The organism is Pseudomonas synxantha (assembly GCF_900105675.1).
In the GTDB taxonomy this organism is placed as follows: Bacteria; Pseudomonadota; Gammaproteobacteria; order Pseudomonadales; family Pseudomonadaceae; genus Aquipseudomonas; species Aquipseudomonas synxantha.
Genome location: NZ_LT629786.1, coordinates 835,990 through 862,079, shown reverse-complemented (window position 1 = coordinate 862,079; position 26,090 = coordinate 835,990). Strand labels below are relative to the sequence as shown.

The 26,090-nt window shown below is 60.7% G+C and carries 24 protein-coding genes; all 24 read right to left on the bottom strand.

Annotated features, from left to right (window positions below; all coding sequences use genetic code 11):
- The 24 genes from fliN to flgK all read right to left on the bottom strand — a co-directional run bounded on the left by fliN (position 1) and on the right by flgK (position 26,084).
- Positions 1-468, bottom strand: a complete 468-nt coding sequence (gene fliN / locus BLU48_RS04130; RefSeq protein ID WP_043049691.1) for a flagellar motor switch protein FliN — start codon at positions 466-468, stop codon at positions 1-3.
- A 42-nt stretch (positions 469-510) separates the two neighbouring features.
- Complete coding sequence (gene fliM, locus BLU48_RS04125) at positions 511-1,479, bottom strand: flagellar motor switch protein FliM (protein ID WP_057011782.1); 969 nt, start codon at positions 1,477-1,479, stop codon at positions 511-513.
- Between the two features lie 9 nt (positions 1,480-1,488).
- The gene (fliL, locus tag BLU48_RS04120; protein WP_043049689.1) at positions 1,489-1,992 is read right to left on the bottom strand and encodes a flagellar basal body-associated protein FliL; all 504 of its coding nucleotides are present in this window, start codon (positions 1,990-1,992) and stop codon (positions 1,489-1,491) included.
- A gap of 211 nt (positions 1,993-2,203) precedes the next feature.
- The gene (locus BLU48_RS04115; RefSeq protein WP_057023026.1) at positions 2,204-3,505 is read right to left on the bottom strand and encodes a flagellar hook-length control protein FliK; all 1,302 of its coding nucleotides are present in this window, start codon (positions 3,503-3,505) and stop codon (positions 2,204-2,206) included.
- A gap of 83 nt (positions 3,506-3,588) precedes the next feature.
- Positions 3,589-3,933, bottom strand: a complete 345-nt coding sequence (locus BLU48_RS04110) for an Hpt domain-containing protein (protein WP_046071794.1) — start codon at positions 3,931-3,933, stop codon at positions 3,589-3,591.
- 30 nt (positions 3,934-3,963) lie between these two features.
- The gene (locus BLU48_RS04105) at positions 3,964-5,682 is read right to left on the bottom strand and encodes a fused response regulator/phosphatase (RefSeq protein WP_057023027.1); all 1,719 of its coding nucleotides are present in this window, start codon (positions 5,680-5,682) and stop codon (positions 3,964-3,966) included.
- Positions 5,679-5,984, bottom strand: a complete 306-nt coding sequence (locus BLU48_RS04100; protein ID WP_046071792.1) for an STAS domain-containing protein — start codon at positions 5,982-5,984, stop codon at positions 5,679-5,681. Before BLU48_RS04100 ends, BLU48_RS04105 begins: the two co-directional genes overlap by 4 nt.
- Positions 5,985-6,169: 185 nt before the next feature.
- Positions 6,170-6,619 carry a flagellar export protein FliJ gene (fliJ, locus tag BLU48_RS04095; RefSeq protein WP_057023028.1) on the bottom strand — a complete coding sequence of 150 codons (450 nt, stop codon included), beginning with the start codon at positions 6,617-6,619 and terminating at the stop codon, positions 6,170-6,172.
- Between the two features lie 3 nt (positions 6,620-6,622).
- A complete protein-coding gene (gene fliI, locus BLU48_RS04090) occupies positions 6,623-7,981 on the bottom strand; it encodes a flagellar protein export ATPase FliI (protein WP_043049683.1) in 1,359 nt (452 codons plus the stop codon).
- On the bottom strand, positions 7,971-8,735 hold the full coding sequence (fliH, locus tag BLU48_RS04085; protein ID WP_057023029.1) for a flagellar assembly protein FliH: 765 nt from the start codon (positions 8,733-8,735) through the stop codon (positions 7,971-7,973). The genes fliI and fliH overlap by 11 nt, the downstream gene beginning before the upstream one ends.
- A 10-nt stretch (positions 8,736-8,745) precedes the next feature.
- Positions 8,746-9,762, bottom strand: coding sequence for a flagellar motor switch protein FliG (gene fliG, locus BLU48_RS04080; protein WP_003192957.1), 1,017 nt, complete (start codon positions 9,760-9,762; stop codon positions 8,746-8,748).
- Positions 9,755-11,533 (bottom strand): flagellar basal-body MS-ring/collar protein FliF, encoded by a 1,779-nt coding sequence (gene fliF / locus BLU48_RS04075; protein WP_057023030.1) that lies wholly within the window; start codon positions 11,531-11,533, stop codon positions 9,755-9,757. Before fliF ends, fliG begins: the two co-directional genes overlap by 8 nt.
- 16 nt (positions 11,534-11,549) lie before the next feature.
- Positions 11,550-11,879 carry a flagellar hook-basal body complex protein FliE gene (fliE, locus tag BLU48_RS04070; RefSeq protein WP_046071789.1) on the bottom strand — a complete coding sequence of 110 codons (330 nt, stop codon included), beginning with the start codon at positions 11,877-11,879 and terminating at the stop codon, positions 11,550-11,552.
- A 130-nt stretch (positions 11,880-12,009) separates the two neighbouring features.
- Positions 12,010-13,380: a sigma-54-dependent transcriptional regulator gene (locus BLU48_RS04065; RefSeq protein WP_057023031.1), complete on the bottom strand. Its 1,371-nt coding sequence runs from the start codon at positions 13,378-13,380 to the stop codon at positions 12,010-12,012.
- 7 nt (positions 13,381-13,387) lie between these two features.
- Positions 13,388-14,599 carry a sensor histidine kinase gene (locus BLU48_RS04060; protein WP_057023032.1) on the bottom strand — a complete coding sequence of 404 codons (1,212 nt, stop codon included), beginning with the start codon at positions 14,597-14,599 and terminating at the stop codon, positions 13,388-13,390.
- A 268-nt stretch (positions 14,600-14,867) separates the two neighbouring features.
- Positions 14,868-16,340: a sigma-54 dependent transcriptional regulator gene (locus BLU48_RS04055; protein ID WP_043049678.1), complete on the bottom strand. Its 1,473-nt coding sequence runs from the start codon at positions 16,338-16,340 to the stop codon at positions 14,868-14,870.
- A 169-nt stretch (positions 16,341-16,509) separates the two neighbouring features.
- The gene (locus BLU48_RS04050) at positions 16,510-16,806 is read right to left on the bottom strand and encodes a hypothetical protein (protein ID WP_005790088.1); all 297 of its coding nucleotides are present in this window, start codon (positions 16,804-16,806) and stop codon (positions 16,510-16,512) included.
- A gap of 25 nt (positions 16,807-16,831) precedes the next feature.
- Positions 16,832-17,221: a flagellar export chaperone FliS gene (fliS, locus tag BLU48_RS04045; RefSeq protein ID WP_057023033.1), complete on the bottom strand. Its 390-nt coding sequence runs from the start codon at positions 17,219-17,221 to the stop codon at positions 16,832-16,834.
- A 128-nt stretch (positions 17,222-17,349) separates the two neighbouring features.
- Positions 17,350-18,717: a flagellar filament capping protein FliD gene (fliD, locus tag BLU48_RS04040; RefSeq protein WP_057023034.1), complete on the bottom strand. Its 1,368-nt coding sequence runs from the start codon at positions 18,715-18,717 to the stop codon at positions 17,350-17,352.
- Positions 18,718-18,799: 82 nt separating this feature from the next.
- On the bottom strand, positions 18,800-19,147 hold the full coding sequence (locus tag BLU48_RS04035; protein ID WP_057023035.1) for a flagellar protein FlaG: 348 nt from the start codon (positions 19,145-19,147) through the stop codon (positions 18,800-18,802).
- A 76-nt stretch (positions 19,148-19,223) separates the two neighbouring features.
- Positions 19,224-20,942: a flagellin N-terminal helical domain-containing protein gene (locus BLU48_RS04030; RefSeq protein ID WP_057023036.1), complete on the bottom strand. Its 1,719-nt coding sequence runs from the start codon at positions 20,940-20,942 to the stop codon at positions 19,224-19,226.
- Between the two features lie 265 nt (positions 20,943-21,207).
- Positions 21,208-22,137, bottom strand: coding sequence for a ketoacyl-ACP synthase III (locus BLU48_RS04025; protein WP_046071783.1), 930 nt, complete (start codon positions 22,135-22,137; stop codon positions 21,208-21,210).
- Between the two features lie 276 nt (positions 22,138-22,413).
- Positions 22,414-24,024, bottom strand: a complete 1,611-nt coding sequence (locus BLU48_RS04020) for a flagellar hook-associated protein 3 (RefSeq protein ID WP_057023037.1) — start codon at positions 24,022-24,024, stop codon at positions 22,414-22,416.
- Between the two features lie 14 nt (positions 24,025-24,038).
- Positions 24,039-26,084, bottom strand: a complete 2,046-nt coding sequence (flgK, locus tag BLU48_RS04015) for a flagellar hook-associated protein FlgK (protein ID WP_057023038.1) — start codon at positions 26,082-26,084, stop codon at positions 24,039-24,041.
- Positions 26,085-26,090: the final 6 nt, after the last annotated feature.

Below are 26,090 nucleotides of genomic sequence, written 5' to 3'. Positions count from 1 at the left end.
TCAGCGCAACTTCTTGATGCGTTCGCTCGGGCTGATCACGTCCGTCAGGCGAATGCCGAACTTCTCGTTGACCACCACCACCTCGCCGTGGGCGATCAGGGTGCCGTTGACCAGCACGTCCAGAGGCTCACCGGCCAGGCGGTCGAGCTCGATCACCGAGCCCTGGTTGAGTTGCAGCAGGTTGCGGATGTTGATTTCGGTGCTGCCCACTTCCATGGAGATCGATACCGGGATGTCGAGGATCACATCCAGGTTCGGGCCATCGAGGGTCACCGGCTCGTTGTTCTTCGGCACGCTGCCGAATTCTTCCATCGCCAGGCGATTGCCAGCCGGTGCGGTGGCGGCGTCGGCGGCCAGCAGCGCGTCGATGTCGTCCTGGCCGACATCGCCGGTTTCTTCCAGGGCCGCAGCCCACTCGTCAGCCAGGGCCTGGTCTTCGGCGGAAGTGTTTTCGTGTTCGGTAGCCATTACATGTCCTCGGCGAAGCAAACATTCATAAATAGGGGTGCATCAGCGGCGGGTGATCGGCTCGACCACCTGCAGCGCCAGGTTTCCCTTGTGGGAACCGAGCTTGACCTTGAACGACGGCACGCCGTTGGCGCGCATGATCAGTTCTTCCGGCAGTTCGACGGGGATGATGTCCCCCGGTTGCATGTGCAAAATATCCCGCAGGCGCAACTGGCGACGAGCCACGGTGGCGCTCAGGGGCACGTCGACGTCCAGCAGGTCTTCGCGCAGGGCCTTGACCCAGCGCTCGTCCTGGTCGTCGAGGTCGGACTGGAAGCCGGCGTCGAGCATCTCGCGCACCGGTTCGATCATCGAGTACGGCATGGTCACGTGCAGGTCACCGCCACCGCCATCGAGCTCGATGTGGAAGGTCGACACTACAATCGCCTCGCTGGGGCCGACGATGTTAGCCATGGCCGGGTTCACTTCCGAGTTGATGTACTCGAAATTGACTTCCATGATCGCCTGCCAGGCTTCCTTCAAGTCGATGAAGGCCTGTTCCAGCACCATGCGCACTACACGCAGTTCGGTGGGGGTGAACTCACGCCCTTCGATCTTGGCGTGGCGGCCGTCGCCACCGAAGAAGTTGTCCACCAGCTTGAACACCAGCTTGGCGTCGAGGATGAACAGCGCGGTGCCGCGCAACGGCTTGATCTTGACCAGGTTGAGGCTGGTGGGCACGTACAGCGAGTGCACGTATTCACCGAACTTCATCACCTGCACGCCGCCCACCGCCACGTCCGCCGAGCGGCGCAACATGTTGAACATGCTGATGCGGGTATAGCGGGCAAAGCGTTCGTTGATCATTTCCAGGGTCGGCATGCGTCCACGGACGATGCGATCCTGGCTGGTCAGGTCGTAGCTTTTGACGCTGCCGGGTTCGGCAGACATTTCGGTCTGTACCAGACCATCGTCCACGCCGTGCAACAGCGCGTCGATTTCATCCTGGGACAGCAGGTCCTGCACGGCCATGTCGTGATCCTACTGCAATACGAAGTTAGTGAAGAGCGCCTGCTCGACCACGACTTTGCCGAGTTCTTTCTGGGCCACTTCCTGCACGCTGGCAGTGACCTTCTGACGCAGCATTTCCTGGCCGACCGGGGTGGCGAGGCTGTCGAAGGCCTGCCCGGAGAACAGCATCACCAGATTGTTACGGATCACCGGCATATGCACCTTGAGGGCGTCCAGGTCCGCCTGGTTGCGCGCCAGCAAGGTAATGCTCACCTGCAGGTAGCGCTGACGACCGTTGACGTTGTAATTGGCAACAAACGCCGGAAGCATCTGTTCGAAGATTGCCGGTTGCTTGACGTTAGTGGCGGTTTCAGCGGCGGGCACCGGCTTGCTTGCACTGCTGTGCATGATGTACCAGGTGCCGCCAATCGAGGCACCGATGGCCAGGAGCAGGCCCAGCACAATCAACAGGATCAGCTTGAGCTTGCCTTTGCCTGCTGCGGGGGGAGTTGCTGCGTCGTCGCTCTTCGCCATGCCAATAATCCGTCACTATTCGGGGATTCATAGATCTACGGGAAGACAAGAGCAAGTGTTATGCCAGAGTTGTCTAGCGCGAAGGCAACCCAAATCAAATGTGGGAGGGGGCTTGCCCCCGATAGCAGTGTGTCAGTCAACAAATCCATTGCTGACACACCGCTATCGGGGGCAAGCCCCCTCCCACATTTTGACCTTCACAGGGCTTGAATCAGGCGTAGTAGTCGACGGCGCTGGAGCCGATGACAGTCTGGGTCACCGGCGCCACGGCTTCAGCTACCTCCACCTGGCCGCCGCTGTCGCCACCGCGCCCGCCGCCAGCGCTCACACCACGGGTTTGGGCCTGCTGTTGCTGCTGCTCCTGTCCACGGGACTGGTCAGACACATTCACATCCACCTGCCCCATACCCTGCTGGGCGAACATTTCGCGCAAGCGTCCGGACTGGCTTTCCAGGGCTTCACGCACCACCGCATGGCCGCTCATGAAGCTGACCTGGGCCTGCTGGTCTGCGGTCATGTTGACCTTGATATCCAGGCGCCCCAGCTCGGCCGGCTGCAACTGGATCTCCGCCGACTTGAGGTTGGCGCTGGAGAGGTACATCACGCGGTTGACCACTTCTTCGGTCCAGCCGCTCTGGTGCATGGCCAGTGGCGCATTGTTGACCGGCGGCAAGGCATTCGCGGTTTTCGGCGTGGCGGCCTGGGTCAGCGCAGCCAGGCGGTTGGCGAAATCATCCACGCGGGTGTCGCTGTTGGCGTTCTTGAGGTCCTTGAGGCCGTCATCAATCAGCCCGCTGAAAGCATTGTCGCCACCCTGGTCGGTGCTGTCCTTGGTGGCTTGCTGGTCGACCATAGTGGCCAGGCCGGCGGCAAAGCTCTGCGCGGCGGTCGGTTGGTCCTGGATCGCAGTTTTCTGCGCCGCCTGGCTGCTGGCCGACACGTGGCCGCCCTGCTCCATCGCCAGACGCACAGCTGGCATCGCATCCAGGGGGTCAGCCTCCGGGTCGAAGGCCGTCGGCTTGGCTTCATCGGTCACGGCGACGGGCAGGGCCGCGTCCTCGGCAGCCACGGCGGGAGCCGAGGCTTGCACGGGCACAGGCACCGGCGTCATTGCAGCGATCACCGCTGGATCGACCACCGGGTCAACCGGGGGCTGTTGCGCCTGGGACGGGTCGGTGGCTTTGTCGCCGTCGCTGCCAGCGCCGTCGTCGGCCTTGGCCGGCGGCTTGGCAGGCAAGGAATTGCCGCTATCGGCAACCGCTGGTTTGCTGGCGGCAGGGGCATCGCTATCGGCAGCCGGTTTGGCGTTGGTATCAGCAGGCTTGTCACGTGTGACTTTGCCTGGGCTGTCGCCGGCCTTCGGCGCCGGCTTGGGACCTTGGTTGGCAAACACTTGAGCAAAGCCAGCACCCTTGTCACGCGGGGCCGCAACCGCTACCGCCGGGGTGGCGACAGGCGCTTGAGGCTTGGCCGCGGGGGCAGCCTGTAGAAGCGAATTGGGAGCGACTGGCATAAGTAAGGGTCTCCACTGCATGAAGGTCGGGGATGCAGTTCTTGGAGATAGAGCAAGAGTCGGGCCAGGTTTGGCGCGATGATTCAGAAACTGAAGCGTTGGCGCTCCGATTCATACAGCGGCCGGACCAACGCGAACTCATGATCGATCTGGTCAACCAATTCGCCCAGATCCGATGATGGCTTGACGGACTCCGTCTCCAGCCGCTGACACAACTGCGCCAGCCGCACCGCCCCGAGGTTGCCACTGCTGCCTTTGAAACTGTGCGCAATCCGTCCCAACGCCTTGGCATCGTCGCGCGCGTTGCGCAGCGCTTCGATGCGCTTTTGCGAGTCATCGAGGAAGGTGTCGAGCAGTTTGGGATACTCCCCCTCCATGACGTCCTGCAAACCCGACAACACGTCGGGATCCAAATGAATCTCAGCCACTTGCTCGCTCCTTGATCAAGAATCGGCGGATTATGCCAGAGCCTCCCAACAAAATTCCACGCAGACGCTGCGCCCGCCATCGGACCAGCGTACGGCGCTGCTCAATTGACGCACCAGACTCAAGCCCCGGCCAGACAGACGGTCGACGTCCACCGGCCGCGCCAATTCCCTGTCTACGTCAAAACCCGACCCGCTGTCTTCAACCCGCAAGGTCATAGTGCCACCCTGGTCGGTCGGCGCCACCTGTACATGCACGCGCACATAGCCACTATTCAATTGCGCCAGCCGCTCATTGCGCTGGCGATAATACTGCGCAAAACCCTGCGCATCGCGCTTGAGCGCTGAATCCAGGCCCAGCACGCCATGCTCCAGGGCATTGGAATACAACTCGGCCATCACGCTGTAGAGCGCCCCGCTCTGCTCGCGCAGGCCGTGGACCTCCAGCAGCAGTTGCAGCAAGTACGGCAGCGGGTTGTAGTTTTTGAGAGTCTGGGCGCGAAACTCGAAACTCACCGACCAGTCCAGCGGGCTCGACTGGCCGCTGTCGGCATACATTGGCTCAGCCATACGCAGCGGCGGAGCAGACAGCAAAGTGATCTCGACCATGCTCACATCGTCCCGCGTCTGGCCGCGAAATGCTGCCAGGGCCTGTTCGATATCCTCGAACAGGCGGTCGGGCTCGCGGTTGGCGGCGAACACCTGTTGCAAGCGGGCGGCACCGAACAACTGGTCGTTGGCGTCAGCGGTATCCAGCACGCCATCGGAGAGCAGGAACACCCGGTCGCCCAAGGCCATGGGCCAGACCTCAGTGCTGTCATCGAACGCCTCCGCCGACAACACACCCAAGGGCAGATGTCGCGATATCAACGGCGTGCGCCGGCCGGTGGCGACTTCATGCACATAGCCTTCGGGCATGCCGCCGTTCCACACCTCCACCGCCCGCCGCTGGGCGCTCAGGCACAGCAAGGTGGCGCAGCAGAACATGTCCACCGGCAGGATACGCTTGAGCTTGGCGTTCATCTCTCGCAACGTCTGGGTCAAGCCATAACCCTTGGCGGTCATGCCATAGAACACCTCGGCCAGGGGCATGGCGCCGATGGCAGCAGGCAGCCCATGGCCGGTGAAGTCGCCGAGCAACACATGCATGTCACCGGACGGTGTGTAGGCCGCCAGCAGCAAGTCACCGTTGAACAGCGCATAGGGCGATTGCAGGTAGCGGATATTCGGTGCGGCGTTGATACAACCGGAATGGGCAACCTTGTCGAACACCGCCTTGGCCGCCCGCTGCTCATGCAGCAGGTGTTCGTGGTGCCTGGCGATCAGGTCACGCTGTTGCAGGACCATGGCCTGCAGGCGCCGCAGGCGGTCCATGGCGTTGATCTTCGCCGCCAGGATCAGTGGGTTGTAGGGTTTGGGCAGGAAGTCGTCGCCACCGGCATCCAGGCACTGGGCCAGGGCTTCGCTTTCACGCAATGAGGTAAGGAAGATGATCGGCACCAGCGCCTCCCCCGCCAGTTGCTTAATCTGCCGGGCGGCTTCGAAGCCATCCATCACCGGCATCAGCGCGTCCATCAACACCAGCTGCGGGCGCTCGAGGGCAAAGATCTCGACCGCCTCGACACCATTACTGGCAGTCAACACCTGGTGGCCCTGACGACGAATGATGGTCGACAGCAACAGACGGTCGGCGGCGCTGTCTTCGGCGATCAGGATGGTCAGCGCCTCAAGGACCGGGGCCAGGGCGCTCAACTGATGTCGAACAACTTGTCGAAGTTGGAGATGGCGAGGATCTTGCGCACGTCGGAGTTGCTGTTGAGCACACGAACCTCGGCGTCATCTCCGCCCGCATGATCACGTAGCAGCAGGAGCATGCCCAAGGCAGAACTGTCCATATAGGTGGTCTCCTTGAGATCGACAATATAGGTCTCGGGCACCTTGTAGAACCGCTCGTAGGCCTCCCGAAACGCCTGATGGCTGCCGAAATCGAACCGGCCCTTGATTGCGATCGTCAACTTCTTCCCATCCAGGGATACTTCTGACTCGATTGACATGTGACTGCTTCCTTGTCGTGGGCACTGTGCAACAAGGTGTAGCAGGCGAACCGGATCCAAGCAACACATCGAATCAAATGTGGGAGGGGGCTTGCTCCCGATAGCGATGTGTCAGCAATGGATTTGCTGGCTGACACACCGCTATCGGGAGCAAGCCCCCTCCCACATTTACCCTGCGTCGTTAGCTAGAACTGTTCGTGGCGGGGCAGGCGCTGGGACAGTTCATCGAGCAGCTTTTGCTCGCGTTTGTCTTCAATCGCCCGCGCTTCGTCGATATAACGCTGCACCAGCTTGCGCAACCCTTCCACACGGGCGAACGCCGCTTGCCAGGCCTCGCGGGCCTTGTCGAGGTTGTTCTGGTGCCAGGCCAGGCTCTGGCGCTGTTGGCCGACAGCCGTCTCAAGCTGGTTGAGAAAGCCCTGGTAACCCATCAGCCACTGGCCCGACACGCCTTTGCTGCCGCGATCGATCCATTGCTGCTGGTATTCGACGCGAAAGCGCTCCAGGTCGCCCAGCTTGCTCTCCGCCAGGCGCACCTGGCCCTGGAAATAACCCAGGCGCTGCACAGCGGCTTTCTCAGCCTTTTCGGCCATGTCCACCACTGGGGCCAGGCGTGCGGCGCGGCTGTTGGCCATGGCTTAGCCGCCCGGCGCGGGGGCGAAGATGGACTGCAGATGCGCCTGGCTTTCGGCCATGCTGATCTTGTCGTTAAGGCCCTGGCGCAGGTAGGTCACCAGTTGCGGCTGCAAGGCGATGGCCAGGTCGGTGTCGCGGTCGCCACCGGCCACATAGGCACCGACGCTGATCAGGTCGCGGCTCTGCTGGTAGCGCGACCACAGCTGCTTGAATTGCTGGGCACGGGCCATATGCTCGGGCGTGACCACCGACGGCATGACCCGGCTGATGGACGCTTCGATGTCGATGGCCGGGTAGTGCCCTTCTTCCGCCAACCGCCGCGACAGCACGATATGCCCGTCGAGCACGCCCCGCGCCGAGTCAGCAATTGGGTCCTGCTGGTCGTCGCCTTCAGACAATACCGTATAGAACGCCGTGATCGAGCCACCGCCGGCCTCGGCATTACCAGCGCGTTCCACCAGTTTGGGCAACTTGGCGAATACCGACGGCGGGTAGCCCTTGGTAGCGGGCGGTTCACCGATGGCCAGGGCGATTTCCCGCTGGGCCTGGGCGAAACGCGTCAGCGAGTCCATCAGCAACAGGACATTCTTGCCCTTGTCGCGAAAATATTCAGCGATGCGGGTGCAGTACATCGCGGCGCGCAGGCGCATCAGCGGCGCATCATCCGCAGGCGAGGCCACTACCACCGAACGCTTGAGTCCTTCCTCACCGAGACTGTGCTCGATGAACTCCTTGACCTCACGCCCCCGCTCACCGATCAAGCCCACCACAATGATGTCGGCCTCGGTAAAGCGCGTCATCATGCCCAGCAACACCGACTTACCCACGCCGGTACCGGCGAACAGGCCCAGGCGCTGGCCGCGACCGACCGTCAATAAACCGTTGATGCTGCGAATGCCCACGTCGAGCGGCACGCTGATGGGGTTGCGCTTGAGCGGGTTGATGGTGGGGCCGTCCATGGGCACCCAGTCTTCGGCTTTCATGCCGCCCTTGCCATCCAGCGCGCGCCCGGCACCGTCAAGTACGCGGCCGAGCATGCCCATGCCCATGGGCAGGCGGCCGGTATCGGCCAGGGGCACCACGCGGGCGCCGGGGGCGATGCCGGCGAGGCTGCCCACCGGCATGAGGAAAATCTTGCTGCCGGAAAAGCCCATTACTTCAGCTTCGACCTGCACCGGGTGGTAACTGTCGTCGTTGATCACCATGCAGCGACTGCCCATGGCGGCGCGCAACCCCTCGGCTTCGAGGGTCAGGCCGACCATGCGCAACAGGCGCCCTTCGAGGATCGGCTGGCCGGGCAACTCGGTCGCCTCGGCGTAGCTGCCCAGGCGCTTGGCGAAACTGGTGCGATCAAGGCGCATCGGAGGCATCCAGGTCAACGCTCAAGTCTGGCTCTGCCGGGTGCAGGGCTTGCTCATGCAGTTGGTCCAATAATTTGGCCATGATCTGGCTGATGCGGGTTTCCACCGTGGCATCGATGCGGCTGTGTTCGGTCTCGACGCGGCAACCACCGGGCAACAACGCGGCATCCTCGACGATGCGCCAGGTTTCTTCATGGCGCTCGCGCAGGGCTTTGACCTGCTCGAAATCCTGCGGGTTGATGTACAACCGCACATTGCCGACACCCAGGGGCAGCAGCTTGAGGGCTTCGCGCATCACGCTTTCGATCTGGCTGGAATCCAGCACCAACTCGCGCTGGATCACCTGGCGGGTGATGTGCTGCACCAGGCCGACCATGGACTTTTCCAGCTGCGTGTCCTGTTCGGCAATGGGGTCGAACAGGTTGGCCATCAGGCGTTCCAGGCTGGCCACTTGGGTGGCCAGCGCCGCCTCGGCTTCCTGGCGGACCTTGAGAGTGGTGCTACGAAAACCGTCTTTTTCGCCCGCGGCAAAGCCTTCGTTGTAGGCCTCCTGGCGGATGGCCTCCAACTCGTCCAGGGTCAGTGGCTGGACTTCATCCAGCGGCACCTCTTCCATCTCCACCGGCGTTTCTACGACCGGTTCAGGCTCAGGCTGCGGCACATGGGGATCGAAGCTGGGCAGCGACCAGATGTCGAACCCACCGACATCCCGCGCGCGAATCAGATCGCTGGGCGTCTCATCTTTGTTCGACATGGGAGGCGCCTTAGATCATTTCTTCGCCGCCCTTCCCGCCGAGAACGATTTCTCCGGCTTCGGCCATACGGCGGGCAATGGTGAGGATTTCCTTCTGGGCGGTTTCCACGTCGCTGACGCGCACCGGGCCTTTGGCTTCCAGGTCGTCGCGCAACAGTTCCGAGGCCCGCTTGGACATGTTCTTGAAGATCTTCTCCTTGACGTTTTCGTCCGAACCCTTGAGGGCCAGCACCAGCACGTCGGATGACACTTCGCGCAGCAACGCCTGGATGCCACGGTCGTCGACATCGGCAAGGTTGTTGAACACGAACATCAGGTCTTCGATCTGGCCGGACAGGGTGTCGTCGATCTCGCGGATCGAGTCCATCAACTGGCCTTCGACCGAGCTGTCGAGGAAGTTCATGATGTCGGCCGCGCGCTTGATGCCACCCAGGGTGGTGCGCGAGGCATTCGAGTTACCCGAGAATTGCTTCTCGAGAATCGTATTGAGTTCTTTCAGCGCCGCCGGCTGCACGGTGTTCAGCGACGACACGCGCAGAATGATGTCCAGGCGCACTTTATGGTCGAAGTGGCCGAGCACTTCACCGGCCTGGTCCGGGTCCAGGTAAGCCACCACAATCGCCTGGATCTGCGGGTGCTCGTAGCGGATCACGTCAGCCACCGCACGCGGCTCCATCCATTTGAGGCTGTCCAGGCCACTGGTGTTGCCACCCAGCAGGATGCGGTCGATCAGGCCGTTGGCCTTGTCTTCGCCCAGGGCCGAGGTGAGCATCTTGCGGATGTAGCTGTCGGAGCCGACGCCCAGGCTGGTCTGGTCGCCGACGATCTCGACGAACTCACTCATCACCTGCTCGACTTGCTCGCGGTGCACATTGCGCATCTGCGCCATGGCCACGCCTACACGCTGGACCTCTTTAGGGCCCATGTGGCGCAGCACTTGGGCGGCGTCGGTTTCACCCAGGGACAGCAGCAGGACTGCGGCTTTGTCGACCCGGGAGAGCTTGGCCACAGCGGCTCGATCATTCATCTGCGTTAATCCACTCTTTCACGACCTGAGCCACACGGCCCGGGGCTTCTGCTACCAGACTCTTGATTGCGTTCAACTGAGCGTCATAGCCTTCGCTCGGGCTTGGCAACAGGATGCTTTGCGGGCCGCCGAGGCTGACCCGGTCGTTGCCCAGTTCGCCGTCCAGGCCGCCCATGCCACCCAACTCGACATCACCTCCAGCAAAAGGCGCCAGTTGTTTCTTGCCCCCACCGGTGATGTTGTTGAGCACCGGGCGCAGCACGCCGAACACCAGCACCAGGATGAACAACACCCCCAGCACTTGCTTGACGATGTCCCAGAACCACGGCTGGGTGTAGAACGCAGGGTCGGCGATCACTTCACTGCGTTCGGCGGAGAACGGCATGTTGATCACGCTGACGCTGTCACCACGGCTGGCGTCGAAACCGACGGCGTCCTGCACCAGGCGCGTGAAGCGCGCCAATTCGTCGGCGGTCCAGGGTGCACGGGTGACGGCACCGTCAGCGGCGTTGACCTTGACCTGGTCATCGACCACCACCGACACCGACAGGCGATTGATCTTGCCCTGCTGCTGCTTGGTGTGGCTGATGGAACGGTCGAGTTCGAAGTTCTTGGTGGACTGGTTACGCTTGTCCGCCGGGTATGGCGCAAGCATCGGCTGGCCGGTGGCCGGGTCCATGATCTGCTGGCCGTTGGCATCCAGCAGCGGCTGGCCGGGCTGGATCGCGCCAGCAGTGGCAGCGGCGCCACCGGTAGTCTGCGGTGCCGAGGCGGCCGACGGTGGCTGGTTGCTCAAGGCCCCAGGCACACCTTGCGGGCCATTGGCGGCGGTGCGCTGCTCGCTGGTGGACTGCTCGCTGCGCAGCGCCGGCTGGTCAGGGTTGAACTGCTCGGAGGTGGACTCAACGGCGCTGAAGTCCACGTCGGCAGACACTTCCGCCTTGTAGCGGTCGTTGCCCAGCACCGGTTGCAGGATGTTGTGCACGCGCTGGGTGAGCATGCTTTCCATGCGGCGGCTGTAATCGAATTGCTTGCCGGCCTGGGTCAGCGCCGAGTTTTCCGCCATGTCGGAGAGCAGGTTGCCCTTCTGGTCGACCACGGTAATTTGCGACTTGCTCAATTCGGGCACGCTGGTGGCCACCAGGTTGACGATCGCCAGCACCTGGCCAGGCTCCAGGGAGCGGCCGGAGAACAGTTCGACCAGTACCGAGGCGCTGGGCTTGCGTTCGTCACGCACGAACACCGAGCTTTTCGGAATCGCCAGATGCACACGGGCACCCTTGACGTTATTCAGGCTGGAGATGGTGCGCGCCAGTTCGCCTTCCAGGCCACGACGGTAGCGGGTGGCTTCCATGAACTGGCTGGTACCCAGGCCCTGGTCCTTGTCGAGGATTTCAAAACCGATATTGCTGTCGGACGGTGTCACCCCAGCGGCAGCCAATTTCATCCGCGCACGGGCCACATCATCGGCCTTGACCAGCAGCGCCCCGGAGTTGGGCTCCACGGTGTAGGCGATGTCGGCGGCGGCGAGGGTTTCCATGATCTGCTTGGAATCCATGCCCGCCAGGCTGCCGTACAGCGGGCGGTAATCAGGTTGTTGCGACCACAACACCACGGCAAAACCGATCGCCACGCTGGCCGCCAGGCCGACCATCAGGCCTACCTGACGCAGCATGGTCATTTCCGAGAGGTTTTCCAGGAACGACAGGCCAAACAGCGGCGGTTTGCCGTCTGTCTTGGCGGGGAGGTTGTCGGAGAGTGCTTCTGCCATGACTTAAATCTCGTCCTTAAACCGGCATCTGCATGATGTCTTGGTAAGCCTGAACCAGCTTGTTACGCACTTGAGTCAGGGCCTGGAAAGACACACTGGCCTTCTGCGAGGCGACCATCACATCGGTGAGGTCCACGCCGCTTTTACCGATCTCGAACGCAGTGGCCAGCTGGCTGGACGCCTGCTGGGTATCACTGACTTTATTGATTGCCTGGCCGAGCATGTCGGCAAAACTGCTTTGGCCCAATTCCGGTGCTGGCACGACGGATTTCGGCTGAGCCATGGCGTCCATTTGCATGGCGCGCATATCCAACATCAACCGATTGAACTCAATACCCTGGCTCATGAACTTCTCTCTCCGACAACCCGCATTTTTTTGACGCTACGCCGCTCTTACAGGGGAGGTAGCAACAAGGGTGCCAGGTCCGTGGCGACTCGTAAGAAAAGGCGACAAACCATGTCAGCCGAAGCATTTTTCAGGTGGCGAAAAGGTAGGCTTCCACGTCCATTCCGGCGTCGCGCATCTGCGCCAGCTTGTAGCGCAAGGTGCGCGGGCTGATGCCCAGGCGCTCGGCCGCTTCTTTGCGGCGGCCGCGTTCGGCGCGCAGGGTGTCGATGATCATCTGGAATTCGCGACGACGCAGGTCATCGCCCAGGGCACCGGCCGATTCCGCCTCGGCAACCACCGGCGCCAGGCTCGGCAACGGCGCCGCGCCATTGCCCATGGCCAGGCAGAAGTCCTGGGGCTGGATCAGGCCGCCCTGTTGCAAAATCAACGCACGCTGGATTGCGTTGTCCAGCTCGCGCACGTTACCCGGCCATGGGTAGCTGACCAGGCAGGCCTGGGCCTCGGCCGACAGCCGCGCCTGGGCGTGCTTCATTTTTTTGACGTGGTTGTTCAGCAGGCGCTCGGCCAGCGGGAGGATATCCGCCGGGCGTTCGCGCAACGGGCGCCAGGCCAGCGGAAACACCGATAGCCGGTAAAACAGGTCTTCACGGAAGCGCCCCGCCGCTACCTCGCCAGCCAGGTCGCGGTTAGTGGTGGCGACCACGCGGATATCCAGCTGAATCGGCTTGCGTGCGCCCACGCGCTCCACTTCGCGCTCCTGCAACACGCGCAGCAACTTGGCTTGCAGGCCCAGGGGCATTTCCGAGATCTCGTCGAGCAGGATGGTGCCACCGTCGGCCTGTTCGAACTTGCCGGCCTGGGCCGCGATGGCGCCGGTGAACGAGCCCTTTTCATGGCCGAACAAGGTGGCCTCAAGCATGTTGTCAGGGATCGCCGCGCAGTTGATCGCAATGAAGGGTTGCTTGGCACGGCTGGATTGCTGGTGAATGTAACGCGCCAGCACTTCTTTACCGGTGCCGGACTCGCCGGAAATCAGCACGGTGGAATCACTGCGCGCGACCCGCGCCGCCAATTCCAGCAATTGCGCGCTGGCCGGTTCAAAGGCAATCGGCCCATCGCCCTCACCCGCTGAAATCACACCCAGGGCGTGTCGGGCCACAAGCTCGATCAATGCCTTGGGTTCGAACGGCTTGACCAGGTAATCCGCCGCGCCCTGGCGCATGGCGTCCACCGCCCGCTCGACGGCACCGTGGGCGGTCATCAGCAGCACCGGCAGCTGCGGCTGGCGTGCGCGCAGCAGGCCGAGCAACTGGTGACCGTCCATGCCGGGCATGTTGACGTCGCTGACCACCAGGCTGAAGGCTTCCTGCTCGACCGCCTCCAAGGCTTCCTCGGCAGAGCCGACCGCACGGTAGTCATGGCCCGCCAACAGCAGCGTGTCAGCCAATGCTTCACGCAGGGCGCGATCGTCTTCCACCAATAAAACCTTGATAGCCATAATCCTTTTACTCCGCGCTTGCCGCACTGGAAAACAGCGGCAAGGTCATCAATGCACAGGTGCCACGCCCCAGGCGGGAACGCAGCTGCAATTGTCCCTGATGGGCCCGGGCCACCGCCTTGACCACGGTCAGGCCCAGGCCAGTACCGTTGGTCTTGGTGGTAAAAAACGGTTCGCCCAGGCGTTGCAACACCTGCGGCTCGATGCCGCTGCCGCTGTCACTGATACACAGGCGCAGGGTTTGTTCACGGGTATAGAGGTGCACTTTCAGGCGTGCGCCCGGGCCGCTGGCCTGGGTGGCATTTTCGATCAGGTTGAGCAGCGCGCCGACCAGGGTGTCGCGGTTGCACAGCAACTCGCCCTGGTGGCTGTCACACTGCCAACGCAGGTTGGCGTCCTGGACGTGGGTGGCCGCCGCCGCTTGCAGCGACTGCATCAGGCCGGCAGGCGTGACGCGGTCGGTCAGCGGCAATTCGCCGCGGGCAAACACCAGCATGTCGCGCACCTGATGCTCCAATTCATGCAGGCGCTCCTTGAGGCGCCCGGCAAAGCGTTGGTGGGTGGCGGCCGGCAATTGCTCATCAGTCAAATGACTGGCGTAGATCAACGCCGCCGACAACGGCGTGCGGATCTGATGGGCCAAGGACGCGACCATTCGCCCCAGCGACGACAAGCGTTCGTGGCGGGCCAACTGGTCTTGCAGGTGACGGGTTTCTGTCAGGTCGTTGAGCAGCACCAATTGGCCCGGCTCGGCGTCCAAGGAGCGGGTCGCGATAGAGAGGCGACGCCCGTCCTTGAGGGAGACTTCATGGCCGTCGTCTTCACGCGGCGCAAAGCAGCGGGTGATGACTTCACGCCACAGCTCGCCTTCAAGCGGCAGGCCGAGCAGGTCGCAGGCGGCCGGGTTGGCTTCGCGCACGCGGCCCTGGTCGTCAATGACGATCACGCCACCGGGCAGCAGGTCCAGCAGGTTTTGCAGACGGTTGGCCAGGCGCTCTTTCTCGGCCAGCTCTTGCATGCGCTGGGCGCTGACCACCGCCAGTTCGCCTTTAAGCTCGGACACCCGGGCTTCCAGCAGACTGTAGGAGTCGGTCAGTTGGCTCGACATCTGGCTGAACTGTGAGAACGCTTGCTCCAGGCCCTGGCGGGTCGGCGGTTCTACAGGCGAAACCAGCCCCTGGATGGCAGGGGCCGTAGCTAGTTGTGCGGCGTGGGGCATGATGCTCTCTCGCTTGGCTGACCGTCAGTTAAACGGAACGTTGCGAGGGTTGTAGCAATACCCGTGCCGGAAAAATCGCCGGTGTCCGACCTCGCCAATACAGTTCCGTTTTGACGAGTGACTGTTGCTGTCAGACAAGGCGCCGCGACGACTCATAGCTCGCTATGGGGAGGAGCGGCAACGCAGTATGACGGCAACAGGCACCGTCATAAACTGAACAGTATTGGTGAGGTCGGGCACCCTAAATCAATGTGTTGAAAAACAGGCGTCAATCATCCGCCTGTTCATCACCTTCTTTGCGGCTCATACCATACTTGCGCATCTTCTCCACCAGGGTGGTTCGACGGATACGCAAACGCTCGGCGGCGCGGGCGACGATGCCATGGGCGTCGTCCAGGGCCTGTTGGATCAGCCCTTGTTCCAGGTTGCCGAGGTAGTCTTTCAGGTCCAGGCCTTCGGGCGGCAACAGCGCGGTGGCGCCGAAGTCCGGAGTATGGCCGTTGATCGCCACGCGCTCTTCCATGTCACTGCGCAGGCTGTCCAGTTGCTCGTCTTCATCGTCGACGTAGCGAAATTTCTTCGGCAACTCGACCACGCCGATCACCCCATAGGGGTGCATGATCGCCATGCGCTCCACCAGGTTGGCCAGCTCGCGGACGTTGCCCGGCCAGCCGTGGCGGCACAGGGACATGATCGCGGCGGAGTTGAAGCGAATCGAACCGCGTTTCTCATGCTCCATGCGCGAGATCAGCTCGTTCATCAGCAACGGGATGTCTTCCACGCGCTCACGCAGCGGGGCCATCTCGATGGGGAATACATTGAGGCGGTAGTACAGGTCTTCGCGGAAGCTGCCGACCTCGATCATGCTTTCGAGGTTCTTGTGGGTGGCGGCAATGATGCGCACGTCGACGCTCTGGGTCTTGTTGCTGCCCACGCGCTCGAAGGTACGTTCCTGCAGCACGCGCAGCAGCTTGACCTGCATCGGCAGTGGCATGTCGCCGATTTCGTCGAGGAACAGGGTGCCGCCATTGGCCAGCTCGAAACGCCCGGCACGGCTGGTGATCGCCCCGGTAAAGGCGCCCTTCTCGTGGCCGAACAGTTCGCTTTCGAGCAGCTCTGCCGGGATCGCCCCGCAGTTGACCGGCACGAAAGGCCCGTCGCGGCGCTTGGAGTGATAGTGCAGGTTACGTGCGACCACTTCCTTGCCGGTGCCCGACTCGCCGAGGATCAGCACACTGGCGTCGGTATCGGCCACTTGCTGCATCATCTGGCGCACGTGCTGGATCGCCCGGCTGGTGCCGACGAGGCTGCGGAACAGGTTGGGTTCACGGTGACGGCCGCGCTCGCGGGCCTGGTCGTACATCTCGCGATAGACCTGGGCGCGGTGCAGGGAATCGAGCAGTTTGCTGTAGCTGGGCGGCATTTCCAGATTGGAAAGCACACGACGGCGCTGGTCTTCCGGCAGGTCCACGGAAGAAATATCGCCCATCAGCAACACCGGAAGGAACTCATCCCAGGTTGACAGTGTCTTTAACAAGCCCAGAACTGCGCCAGGAGCGTTTACCGTCCCGATCAATACACAGATGACTTCACGGCTCGACGCCAACGAGCTGACCGCCTGCTGCCAATCGTGGCTGCCGCAGGGCAAATTTTCTTCACCGAGAAAATTTAAAATCACCGCTAAATCGCGGCGGCGGACGCTATCGTCATCGATCAGCAGAATTTTGGTTTCACGCCACATGCAATAGCAACTTCCCTAGTAAAACTTCCTGCCCCGGAATGAGGGCAATCAAGACGCTTGTAAGATTTCTTACTTACTAGACGTCTGAAATCTGAAAACAGCACTAGTTAAGTCAAAAATGCTGGCACAGTCAAATATATGACGCACCGTTCGGACCAACTGAGCCCATTCATCCGAACAGATGGTAAACCTTTGACGCATTTTTAGCTTGGTTGATCTGCGACATCTCTTCGAAAATCGCCTGGCGCTCGCCGGTCGTGACTTCCAGCAACTGCTGATACACCACCAGCAGGCTCTCCAATTTTTCGCGCAATGCGCCCTCGTCCACCGGCACTTCGCTGAGCACCTCATCAATCACCGCACGGCAACCCAGGTCCAACTCGCCGACAGCTTCCCAATTACGCTCAGCCAGCGCGCCGAGAAGGGCTTCGCGGGTTTCGTCGATGCGTTGCAGTGCATGGCTCATGATGTGTACCTCAAGGCGATCGGCCTTATTGTGGAGCGATGGCATCCCAGCCGGTCTTGACGGTGATCAGCAGGCGGGCGACTTCGTCGATCATCTCGACATCATTGACTTGGTTGGCCTCGACCAAGCGGTTGCCCATGTAGTTGTACAAGGCATCCAGACGCTGGATCGCTGCCGGGTCTTCGGCCTTCTCCGGCTCCAGGCCATCGCGCAGGCCTGAGATGATTTCGATCGCCTTGCCCAGCATCAGGCCTTTTTGCGCGATATCCCCGCGACTCAACGCACCCTTGGCCTGCGCCATGCGATCAAGGCCGCCCTCCATCAACATCTGCACCAGGCGGTGCGGGCTGGCTTCGGAGACCTGCGCATGGGCGTTGACCTTCTGGTACTGACGAAGGGCTCTCATTGGGTTCATGTTGCTACCTCGTAACTGGCGACAATCGAATCGGTTTGCTTAACCAGTTTTTCGACCGTGGCGACGAAAACTTTAATCCAGAACCCTGCGCCAGGGCCCTCAAACAGGGCTTGCAGGCGCGCCGTCCATCAATTCGACTTCGGATTGTTCAGCGAGTTGAGGGTGGTCATGATGCTGGAGCTGCTGGCGTTGATCTGCGCGATCATGGTGTCCATGGCGGTGTATTTGGCGCTCAGGGACTTCTGCAAGGCATCCATGCGCCGCGTCAGGTCGTCCGTCTCCTTGTTCAAGTCAGTCAACTTGTTATTGAGATCGGTGGCACGGGTGGCCAGGGTGCCAGTGGTGCCGACGTAGCTGCTGGTCGCCTTGTTCATGCGGGTGATCAAACCCGTGTCGCCGGTGAACAGCTTGGCGATATCACCGGCGCCCTTGACCACAGCCTTGTCCCACGTCTTGTCATCCAGGCTCAACAGACCGGTTTTCTGGTCAGTGGTGATGCCCATCTGTGCCAGGCTGGTCATGGTGCCCGCGCCGGAGCCATTGACCAACTCGGAGCGCAGGCTGTTGACCAGTTGACGCATCGAAGCATCGCCAGTCAACGCACCCGCCGTGGTGGTAGAGGCATCACCGGTGGCGGTGACTTTGGTCTGGGTGTTGATCGCCGTCATCAGCGTGTTGTAGGCGCTGACGAAGGACTGCACCGAGGTTTTCAGGGTGTCCGTGTTGCTGGCCACGGTAATGGTGGTCGGCTTGGTGGTATCAACCGTGTCCAACAGGTCGAGGGTCACGCCGCTGATTGCCGAGGTGATCTTGTTGCTGCTGGATGACATTTCAATGTCATCAATGGAGTACTTGGCGTTGGTCGGCGCCTTGCCCTTGTCATACCCGGTGGCCAGCTGCGAGTCGCCGCTGAGGGTGATGTCGGTACCTTCGCCCATATTAGTCGACGTCAATACCAACCGCGCGCCATTGGAGTCGCTCAGCACGTTGGCGCTGATGCCTTGGGACGAGAGCTGGGTATTGATCGATTCGCGCACCTGCTGCAGGGTCGCGCCGCCGGGGATCACCACGTCGTAGCTTTTGCCCGACTGATTGATGGTCAGCGTCTGGTCTTCGTCCGTGCTGTTAGCCTTGCCGGTTGCGCCGTCAACATTCACCGCAGTGGTGACTTTCGAGGCGGTCGCCAGATTAGTGACTTTCAACACGTACTTGCCGCTGGATGCGCCGTCACCGAGGGTAACCTTGGCGTTTTTTTCTTCCGAAGAAGTCGCTGCCAGCCCATTGAAAGCCGAGGCATTGTTCAACTTGGTGATCGCCGCCTGGTAGGCTTCCAACGCCGTCTTGACCGAACCGACAGCCGACAACTGCACGGTGGCTTTTTTCTGCTCGTTGGTGATCTGAGCCTGCTTGGGTGCCTGCTCGGCACCGACCAACGCCTTGACGATAGCCTGGGTGTCGTAGCCCGAACCAGGGCCGGAAATCGTTGAACTAGCCATTTGTCATTCTCCTTGTCCTGGGGCGGCCGTTTTTTGGCGCTTAAACGCTTAGACCGCAATCAGAAACATGTTTCGTGCCAACTCAAGCCTTGCTATCAAACAGCAGGCTGCCGGCATCGCTCAGGTTCTGCGCCAATTTCAGCGCGGTCTCCGATGGAATCTGTCGAATCACTTCACCACTGTCGGTGGCGATCACCTTGACCACCACTCTGCCGGTGGAGTCATCGATGGAAAAATCCAGGTTGCGCTGGGAAGCCTGCACAAACTCACGTATATCAGTAACGGCCTTTTCCAGCGCCACGCGCTGCGGCTCTTCGACCTTGGCCGGCTCACTGCTGGCCGCAGGCTTTACCTGGGTCATTACTGCGCCAAGACTGGCCTGTGCCGTGCTTGCGGGGTAAGACGGGTTCAGCTTGATGCTCATGTCCATGTCACCACCTCCAAACTGAAAAAACGGAAGGGCACGTCGTTAAACGCACCCTCCCGTTATTTAACCGCTAGCGCTATTACTGAAGCAGCTTCAGTACAGCGGATGGCAGTTGGTTGGCCTGGGACAGGATCGCAGTGGAAGCCTGTTGCAGGGTTTGTTGCTTGGTCAGTTCAGCGGCTTCAGAAGCGAAGTCAGCGTCTTCTACGCGGCCTTTGGCAGCGGAGGAGTTCTGCGAAATGCTCTGCAGGTTGGCCACGGTGCTGGCGAAGCGGTTTTGTACGGCACCCAGCTGCGAACGCTGGCTGTCGATCTGCTGCATGGCGTCGTCCAGGGCCTGGATGGCCTGCTGCGAAGAAGCGGCAGTCAGGATGCTCAGGTCGGAAACGCTGGTTTCCATGGTAACGGCGGCTTTAGTACCGGCGCCAGCAACGGTAGTCAGACCCAGTGCAGCCAGGCCGGTACCGGCGCTGCCGTCTTTGATGGTGATGTCTTTGTCAGCGAACAGGTTCAGGGTGCCGTCAGCGTTTTTGCTGGCTTGAACACCAGTGCTGGCGCTGTTGATCGAAGAAACGATCGCGTCAGCGGTGTCACCCTTCTTGAACTTGACTTCAACGCCGTTCACATCGATGGAGGTGTCAGCGGTCAGCTTAGCTTGGGAGGTACCCGCAGAGAGACCAAGTTGCGACAGCGAACCGCTATTGGTGTTCGCAAGTTTGATGTCCTTACCTTCACCGGAGGTCAAAATTACACGGCCTTCCTTGAATTCTGCTTTGGCACCAGCGCCAGCCTCTGCTTTAACCAAGTTCAGAACTTCGTCAATTGTATTCGCATCAGTCCAAGCCACAGCATTACCATTGACGGTAATAGCGCCGGCGGAGCCCAGTACAGTGGAGCCGGTAATCGCTACTGCTGCAACAGGCGTTGCGGAACTGGTCAAACCAAGCTTAGCGGCGCTGCCCGCGACCGCATCCTCAACGGTGATGGCGGACTTCGAAGTAAGGGTCAATTCACCACTAGTCGCATCAGCCTTAGCTGTAACGCCTGTGAGAGCAGTTTGCTTGTTGATCTCTGTTGCAGCAGCTGTACCCGCGGCTAAAGCCGTGGCAGCCGTAGCAGTCAGCGAAATTACTACACCGTTAATGCTGATCTTATCGGTGTTTGCAGTACCCGCCGCCGTAGGCGTACCGGTTACGGTAGCTTTCGTACCGCCGATGTTGGTACCAGTAGCAGTAGCAGCCAAACCTGTCATCGCTGCGCCATCTACTGCAGCTTCTTTGTAGTTACCCTTCAGCGCAGTCGAGCTGATATCAGTCATGCCGAACGAGATAGTCTCGTTAGCGTTGGCACCGATCTGGAAGGCTACGTTGCTGAACGAGCCGTCCAGCAGGTTACGACCACCGAAGGTGGTGGTGCTGGCGATACGGTTCAGCTCGCCCACTTTAGCGGTGAATTCCTGCTGCAGGGAAACACGGTCAGCGTCGCTTTTATCACCGTTGGCCGCTTGCAGGGCGAGTTCACGCAGACGCTGCAGGGTGTTGGTGGATTCTTGCATCGCGCCTTCAGCGGTCTGGGCAATCGAAACGCCGTTGTTGGCGTTGGCGATGGCAACGTTCAGGCCTTTGACCTGGTTGTTCAGACGGTTGGCGATCTGCATGCCGGCAGCGTCGTCTTTGGCGCTGTTGATTTTCAGGCCGGACGACAGGCGGTTCATCGACTGGCTCAAAGCATCGGACGCTTTGTTCAGGTTCTTCTGGACGCCCAGGGAGGTGATGTTGGTGTTTACGGACATTGCCATGACGAAATCCTCGTTGGTTGGATACTGCGGCTTCCGGCCCTGGCGACCGCCGGGTGTGGCCTAGAGAACCTACGTAATAGTTATCGTCGTGGTAGCCGGTTGCTTGAGGATTTTTTTGATTTTTTTTAGTAGCCCTGTGCCAGCCCTTGTATTTCAAGGGCTTAGACCGGCACAAAACCCCGGTTTCATTGGCTTTTCTGGCGCCAATAAAAAAACGCCGATGATCGAAGGATCATCGGCGTTTTTTTGTACAGCCGCTAAAACATTATGGGCGATAGAGAATCGCCGAGCCCCACGACAGGCCCACACCAAAACCACTGATCGCCACACGCTTCCAGGTGGCGTCCATCACGTGCTTTTCCAGCAGCAGCGGAATGCTCGACGACACGGTGTTACCGGTCTCGACCATGTCCTTGATGAATTTGTCCACCGGCGCTTCTTCAAAGCGGCGTGCCACGGCATCGACGATGGCCGCACTGCCCTGGTGAATGCAAAAGGCGTCGATGTCATCGGCCTTGAGGTCCGACTCGGCGAGCAACTCGTGCAAGTGCGCCGGCACCTTGAGCAAGGCGAAGTTGAACACCTGGCGGCCATTCATAAAGAACACGCCGTCGCTGACCTTCAGGTGCGGCGCGCCGGAGCCGTCGGTGCCGAACTTGGATTTGCCCAGCAACCAGGGTGCATCTTCGCCCATCCAGGTGGCGGTGGCGGCATCGCCGAACAGCATGGTGGTGTTGCGGTCTTCGGGGTCGACGATCTTCGAATAGGGGTCGGCGGTGATCAGCAGGCCGTTTTTCAGGCCGGCGGCTTCCATGAAGCCCTTCATCGCATAAATGCCATAGACGTAGCCGGAACAGCCCAGGGAGATATCGAAGGCTGCCACGTGGGTAGGCAGACCCAGTTTGTCCTGGACGATGGCTGCGGTGTGAGGCAAGCCCTCTTCATCGCCGTTCTGGGTGACGACGATCAGCGCGTCGATAGACTCGCGCTTCAACGCCGGGTTGTTGGCAAATAAAGCGTTGACCGCTTCGACACACAGGTCGGACGTCTCCTGTGCCGCTTCCTTGCGCGGCAGGAACGCCGAACCGATCTTGCCGATGATGAACTCTTCATCCTTGGCGAATTTGGCACCCTGGGCGTAGTTATCGATCCCGTCTGCCGGCACGTAACTGGCGATGCTTTTTATGCCAATCATTATGGCTTCCCAATACTAAATAGCTGGAGAACACCCCTCGGGCTACGCCGGGAGTGCTGACAATAAAGGGGATAACCCCATGAAAATCTCGCTGAAAGCCACCGCGCAAGGACCCTGCGACGACTTATCCTTTTCACACGATACAGTGAAGATGCGCTTTATGACTCACAGGTCACTCAATTTTGTGTGCTTTGTGCAAAACCTTTCAACAATTAAACCCCATAAACGACAACGGCCCGCCCTGTTGCCAGAGTGGGCCGCTTGACGAAACGCCATTTACATCTTGTTGAACAGGCTCAACTGCGAGATTTTCACAAAGGCCAGCTGCGAGGCCTGCAGCATGGTCTGCTGCAAGCTCAGGTTGATGGCGGCTTCGGCGAAGTCGACGTTGCCCAAGGCGCTCATGGTGGTGCTATTGGCCAGGTCCAGGCTGACGTTTTCCTTGGACTGAATGTCCAGGCCATTGAGGCGCGCGCCCAGGGAGCCACGCGCCTGGTCGATCTGACCGTAGGCATTGGTCAGATTGCCGATGGACTTGGCCACCACGTCCTTGAGCTCCTTCTGCGCCGCCGGATTGCCGTCTGACGGCGTTTCCAGGATTTTGCGTAAATGGCTCAGGGTGTCGAGGACGTTTTCGTTCTTGTTGCTGGTGGCGCCGATCGAAAATTGGTCGCCGGCGGCTGGAGCCGGTGCGGTGGTGACATCGAAGGTCACCCCTGCCGCCGTGATCGAGGTTGCACCGGCCGCCAGGGTACCGCTGGCGATGGACTGGCTGTCTGCCGTATAAGGCTGCGCGTACAGGTCATAGGCGCCGGCCGCACCGAACTTGACGATGACACCGGAGTTGGGAAAGGTGCTGGCGTAAGCCGCCGGATCGCTCACCGTGCTGCCACTCAGTTGTGCCGTGGACGGATTGCTCGGGGTGCGCGATACGCTGAAGGTGTCCGGCTTGACCGAGAGGCTGAACTCCCGATCCTTGACAATGGCGTCCGCTGGCGCGCCGGGCAGTATGTCCTTGCCCAGCGCGTCCTTGCCCAGATTCAAGCCAATGTCGAACTTGACCCCACGCAGCTTGATACTCGATCCGCCTTCCTTGGTGGCATCGAAGGTGCCATTGCCCGGAATCTCCGAGGTAATGTCCTTGCCAGCATTGTCGGTTACTACATATTGGGTGCTGCTGGTGAACGTCAGCTTATACGGCTGGCCATCCGAAAAGCTGCTGTTGTAGTTGGAGTTAGCCGCAATCAGGCCGGCCGACACCGTGACCTTTCCATCGTCGACCGCTGGCGGCACGAGGATAGGTGCTGTTTGCGTACGGCCAGTGTTCGCCGAGCTTTCCAGCATGCTTTTGGCGGTATTGCCCATGGCTACCGACAGATTTTCCGCAACCTTCAAGCTCAACGGCGTGTCATCGCCCTGGTAGCTGTAGGTGCCGTCATTGTTACGCGAGTAAGGAGGCGTGTCGGTCTTGCTCCCGGAGAACATGTAATTACCACTGGAGTCCTTGGTATTGAGCAAGCCCAGGACCTGGTCTTCAATGGCGCCGATCTCCGCGGCGGTCGATTTGCGGTCAGCGTCACTGATGCCGACGTTGCCCGCTTTGAGCGCCAACTCACTGGCCCTCTGAATCGCGATATTGATATTTTCCAGCACGCTGTCCTGGGTGGTCAGCGAGTTTTTCAGGGTGTCGATGTTGCCATTGAACTGCCCCAGCATGTCTTTCTGCTGTTGCAGCATCAGCAAGCGCGCCGCCGCCACCGGATCATCCGCGGCGGTTTGCACGCGTATACCGGTGGTGGCCTGGTCCTGGGCCTTGACCACACTGGAATAGTTGCTCTGGTACTTGGCGGAACTGGTCTCGAAATACTGCTGTGTAGAAATACGCATCGTCCCAGCCTCCCTTAAAGAGCATTCATCAGTGTGGTGAAGGTTTCCTGCGCAGCCTTGATGATCTGCGACGACGCGGTGTAGTACTGCTGGAACTTGATCATGTCACCCGCTTCATCATCCAGGTTGACCCCGGATACCGAGTTGCGCGCTTCCTTGTTGGCGCTCAGCAAGGCGCCGGTGGCGGCGGTGTCGACCCCGGCCTGGCTGGCCTTGGCCCCCACTTGCGAAACCAGTTTGCTGTTGGCTCCCACCAGGCTGGTGCCGCCGTTGCCATCGCCCATGCCGACAGTGGCCTTGGTTTGCAGGTTCAGCAGTTCCTGGGCGTTGCGGCCGTCGGACTTACCGCCACTGTTGAAGGCGAAGGTGGTGCTGTCGCCTTGTGCCGGTGAGCCGTTGACGGTGGTGTCGAACTTGAAGCTCTTGCCAGGGATCGCTGCACCGCTGGCGTCGCGCATCGGCACGTCCACGGTGATCTTGTTGCCCTGCCCCGGAATAATCGAGCCGGTGCTGATCGGGTTGCCCTTGGAATCGCTGATCGTGTAGGACTGCGTGCCATCGGCGGCCGGTTTGGCAAAGACCATTTTCACCGGCATCGAGTTTTCAATACCGGCGCGCAACTGCGCGGTGTCGGCGCCGCCATTAATATCCAGCGGTACTGTCAGGGACGGCTGGGTGAACGTGCCCGTGCCACTGTTGGTGTTGCTGCTGGTACCCGCCAACGGGCCGGCAAACGCCAGCTTGTTCGCATCGGTGAGCGCCACGCCAATACTGCTGGCCCCGGTGGCAGTCGGGCTGACCTTGAAGCTGTCGCCATAGGCCATCGTGCCCTTGCCATCCAGCGCCAGGGTAAAGCCATCCATGGTCGGCGGCGGCGTGGCGGACATATCAAAGGTGCCCATGGCCTTGCCGTCCGAGCGCAGTACCGTGACCTTGTTGGGGTCGGTCTTGTCGTTGAAGCTCACGGTGTAGTCAAACGCGGACAACTTGCTGCTGTCCTTGATCGTTACATTCAGGTTGCTTGCCCCGGCACTGTTGCCCGCTGCCCCCTGGCTGCGCGACGCAATGGCGACGGCGCTGTTGATGTCTTTGAACAACGAAACGCCGAAGTCACCATTGAGGTCCAGGCCTTGGCCGAGTTGGTTGTTGATGGTGTCTGCGGTCGCTATGGCGATACGGCCCAGGTCGTTGATAGCCGGCATCAAGGCATCACTGCGATAACGCAACAGGCCGCCGATGCTGCCGCCACTGATCACGCCACCCAGGTCCATGGGGGTGCCGTTGTTGTCCAACTGAATGGTGTACTGGCTGTTATCGGTTTTGCTCGGCACTGCGGAAATCGTATTGGAGATCCCGCCTTCTACCAGGGACTGGCCGGTGCCGGTGGTCACGCTGAACTGGCCGTTCTTCTCGGTGGCCGTTACGCCGATCAATTCATTGAGCGAGCGTACCGCCTCGTTACGCGAGTCCAGCAGGTTGGCCGGCGCATTGCCCGACGCGCCTTGCACCTGGGTGATCTGCTTGTTGAGCGAGGCAATCGAGGCGGTCAATTGATTGACCTGCTCACTCATGCTGCTCAGTTGGTTGTTGATGGTCTCTTTCTGCTGGGTCAACTGCGTCGAAATCGAGTTGAAACGACTGCTCAGGGTCTGAGCGTTGGTCACCAGCAGCTGCCGCGCAGACAGATCATTGGGGTTGGACGCCGCGGTCTGCAGGGTGGCGAAGAACGAACTGAGCACCGAGGACAAACCGGTGGTCTTGTCCGACAACACTTTGTCGACGGCACCGACCTGATCCAGATACGCCTTGGCATCGTTGTTCAGGGCCGTGCTGTTCTGGTAGGCGGTGTCGAGGTATTCGTTGTACACCCGGCGCACGTCAGCCAGGGTGGTACCGGTGCCGATGAACACACCGCCGAACGGGTTCGACGCGTTGGTATTCTGCGTGGTCTGCTGCCGCGAGTACCCTGGGGTATTAACGTTGGCGATGTTATTACTCAAGACCGACAGCGATCCTTGAGCGGCGTTGAGCCCTGACATCCCGATACTGAGCAAACTCATGGTTCA

Coding starts and splice junctions, on each gene's coding strand:
- fliD (WP_057023034.1), bottom strand. CDS start 18,717: ATGGCTAGTTCAACGATTTCCGGCCCTGGTTCGGGCTACGACACCCAG.
- BLU48_RS04020 (WP_057023037.1), bottom strand. CDS start 24,024: ATGCGTATTTCTACACAGCAGTATTTCGAGACCAGTTCCGCCAAGTAC.
- fliM (WP_057011782.1), bottom strand. CDS start 1,479: ATGGCCGTGCAGGACCTGCTGTCCCAGGATGAAATCGACGCGCTGTTG.
- BLU48_RS04065 (WP_057023031.1), bottom strand. CDS start 13,380: ATGGCTATCAAGGTTTTATTGGTGGAAGACGATCGCGCCCTGCGTGAA.
- BLU48_RS04100 (WP_046071792.1), bottom strand. CDS start 5,984: ATGTCAATCGAGTCAGAAGTATCCCTGGATGGGAAGAAGTTGACGATC.
- fliH (WP_057023029.1), bottom strand. CDS start 8,735: ATGTCGAACAAAGATGAGACGCCCAGCGATCTGATTCGCGCGCGGGAT.
- BLU48_RS04030 (WP_057023036.1), bottom strand. CDS start 20,942: ATGGCAATGTCCGTAAACACCAACATCACCTCCCTGGGCGTCCAGAAG.
- BLU48_RS04055 (WP_043049678.1), bottom strand. CDS start 16,340: ATGTGGCGTGAAACCAAAATTCTGCTGATCGATGACGATAGCGTCCGC.
- fliL (WP_043049689.1), bottom strand. CDS start 1,992: ATGGCGAAGAGCGACGACGCAGCAACTCCCCCCGCAGCAGGCAAAGGC.
- fliG (WP_003192957.1), bottom strand. CDS start 9,762: ATGAATGATCGAGCCGCTGTGGCCAAGCTCTCCCGGGTCGACAAAGCC.
- fliS (WP_057023033.1), bottom strand. CDS start 17,221: ATGAACCCAATGAGAGCCCTTCGTCAGTACCAGAAGGTCAACGCCCAT.
- BLU48_RS04050 (WP_005790088.1), bottom strand. CDS start 16,806: ATGAGCCATGCACTGCAACGCATCGACGAAACCCGCGAAGCCCTTCTC.
- fliF (WP_057023030.1), bottom strand. CDS start 11,533: ATGGCAGAAGCACTCTCCGACAACCTCCCCGCCAAGACAGACGGCAAA.
- BLU48_RS04115 (WP_057023026.1), bottom strand. CDS start 3,505: ATGCCAGTCGCTCCCAATTCGCTTCTACAGGCTGCCCCCGCGGCCAAG.
- fliN (WP_043049691.1), bottom strand. CDS start 468: ATGGCTACCGAACACGAAAACACTTCCGCCGAAGACCAGGCCCTGGCT.
- flgK (WP_057023038.1), bottom strand. CDS start 26,084: ATGAGTTTGCTCAGTATCGGGATGTCAGGGCTCAACGCCGCTCAAGGA.
- fliI (WP_043049683.1), bottom strand. CDS start 7,981: ATGCGCCTTGATCGCACCAGTTTCGCCAAGCGCCTGGGCAGCTACGCC.
- BLU48_RS04035 (WP_057023035.1), bottom strand. CDS start 19,147: ATGGACATGAGCATCAAGCTGAACCCGTCTTACCCCGCAAGCACGGCA.
- BLU48_RS04025 (WP_046071783.1), bottom strand. CDS start 22,137: ATGATTGGCATAAAAAGCATCGCCAGTTACGTGCCGGCAGACGGGATC.
- fliE (WP_046071789.1), bottom strand. CDS start 11,879: ATGAGCCAGGGTATTGAGTTCAATCGGTTGATGTTGGATATGCGCGCC.
- fliJ (WP_057023028.1), bottom strand. CDS start 6,619: ATGGCCAACAGCCGCGCCGCACGCCTGGCCCCAGTGGTGGACATGGCC.
- BLU48_RS04060 (WP_057023032.1), bottom strand. CDS start 14,599: ATGCCCCACGCCGCACAACTAGCTACGGCCCCTGCCATCCAGGGGCTG.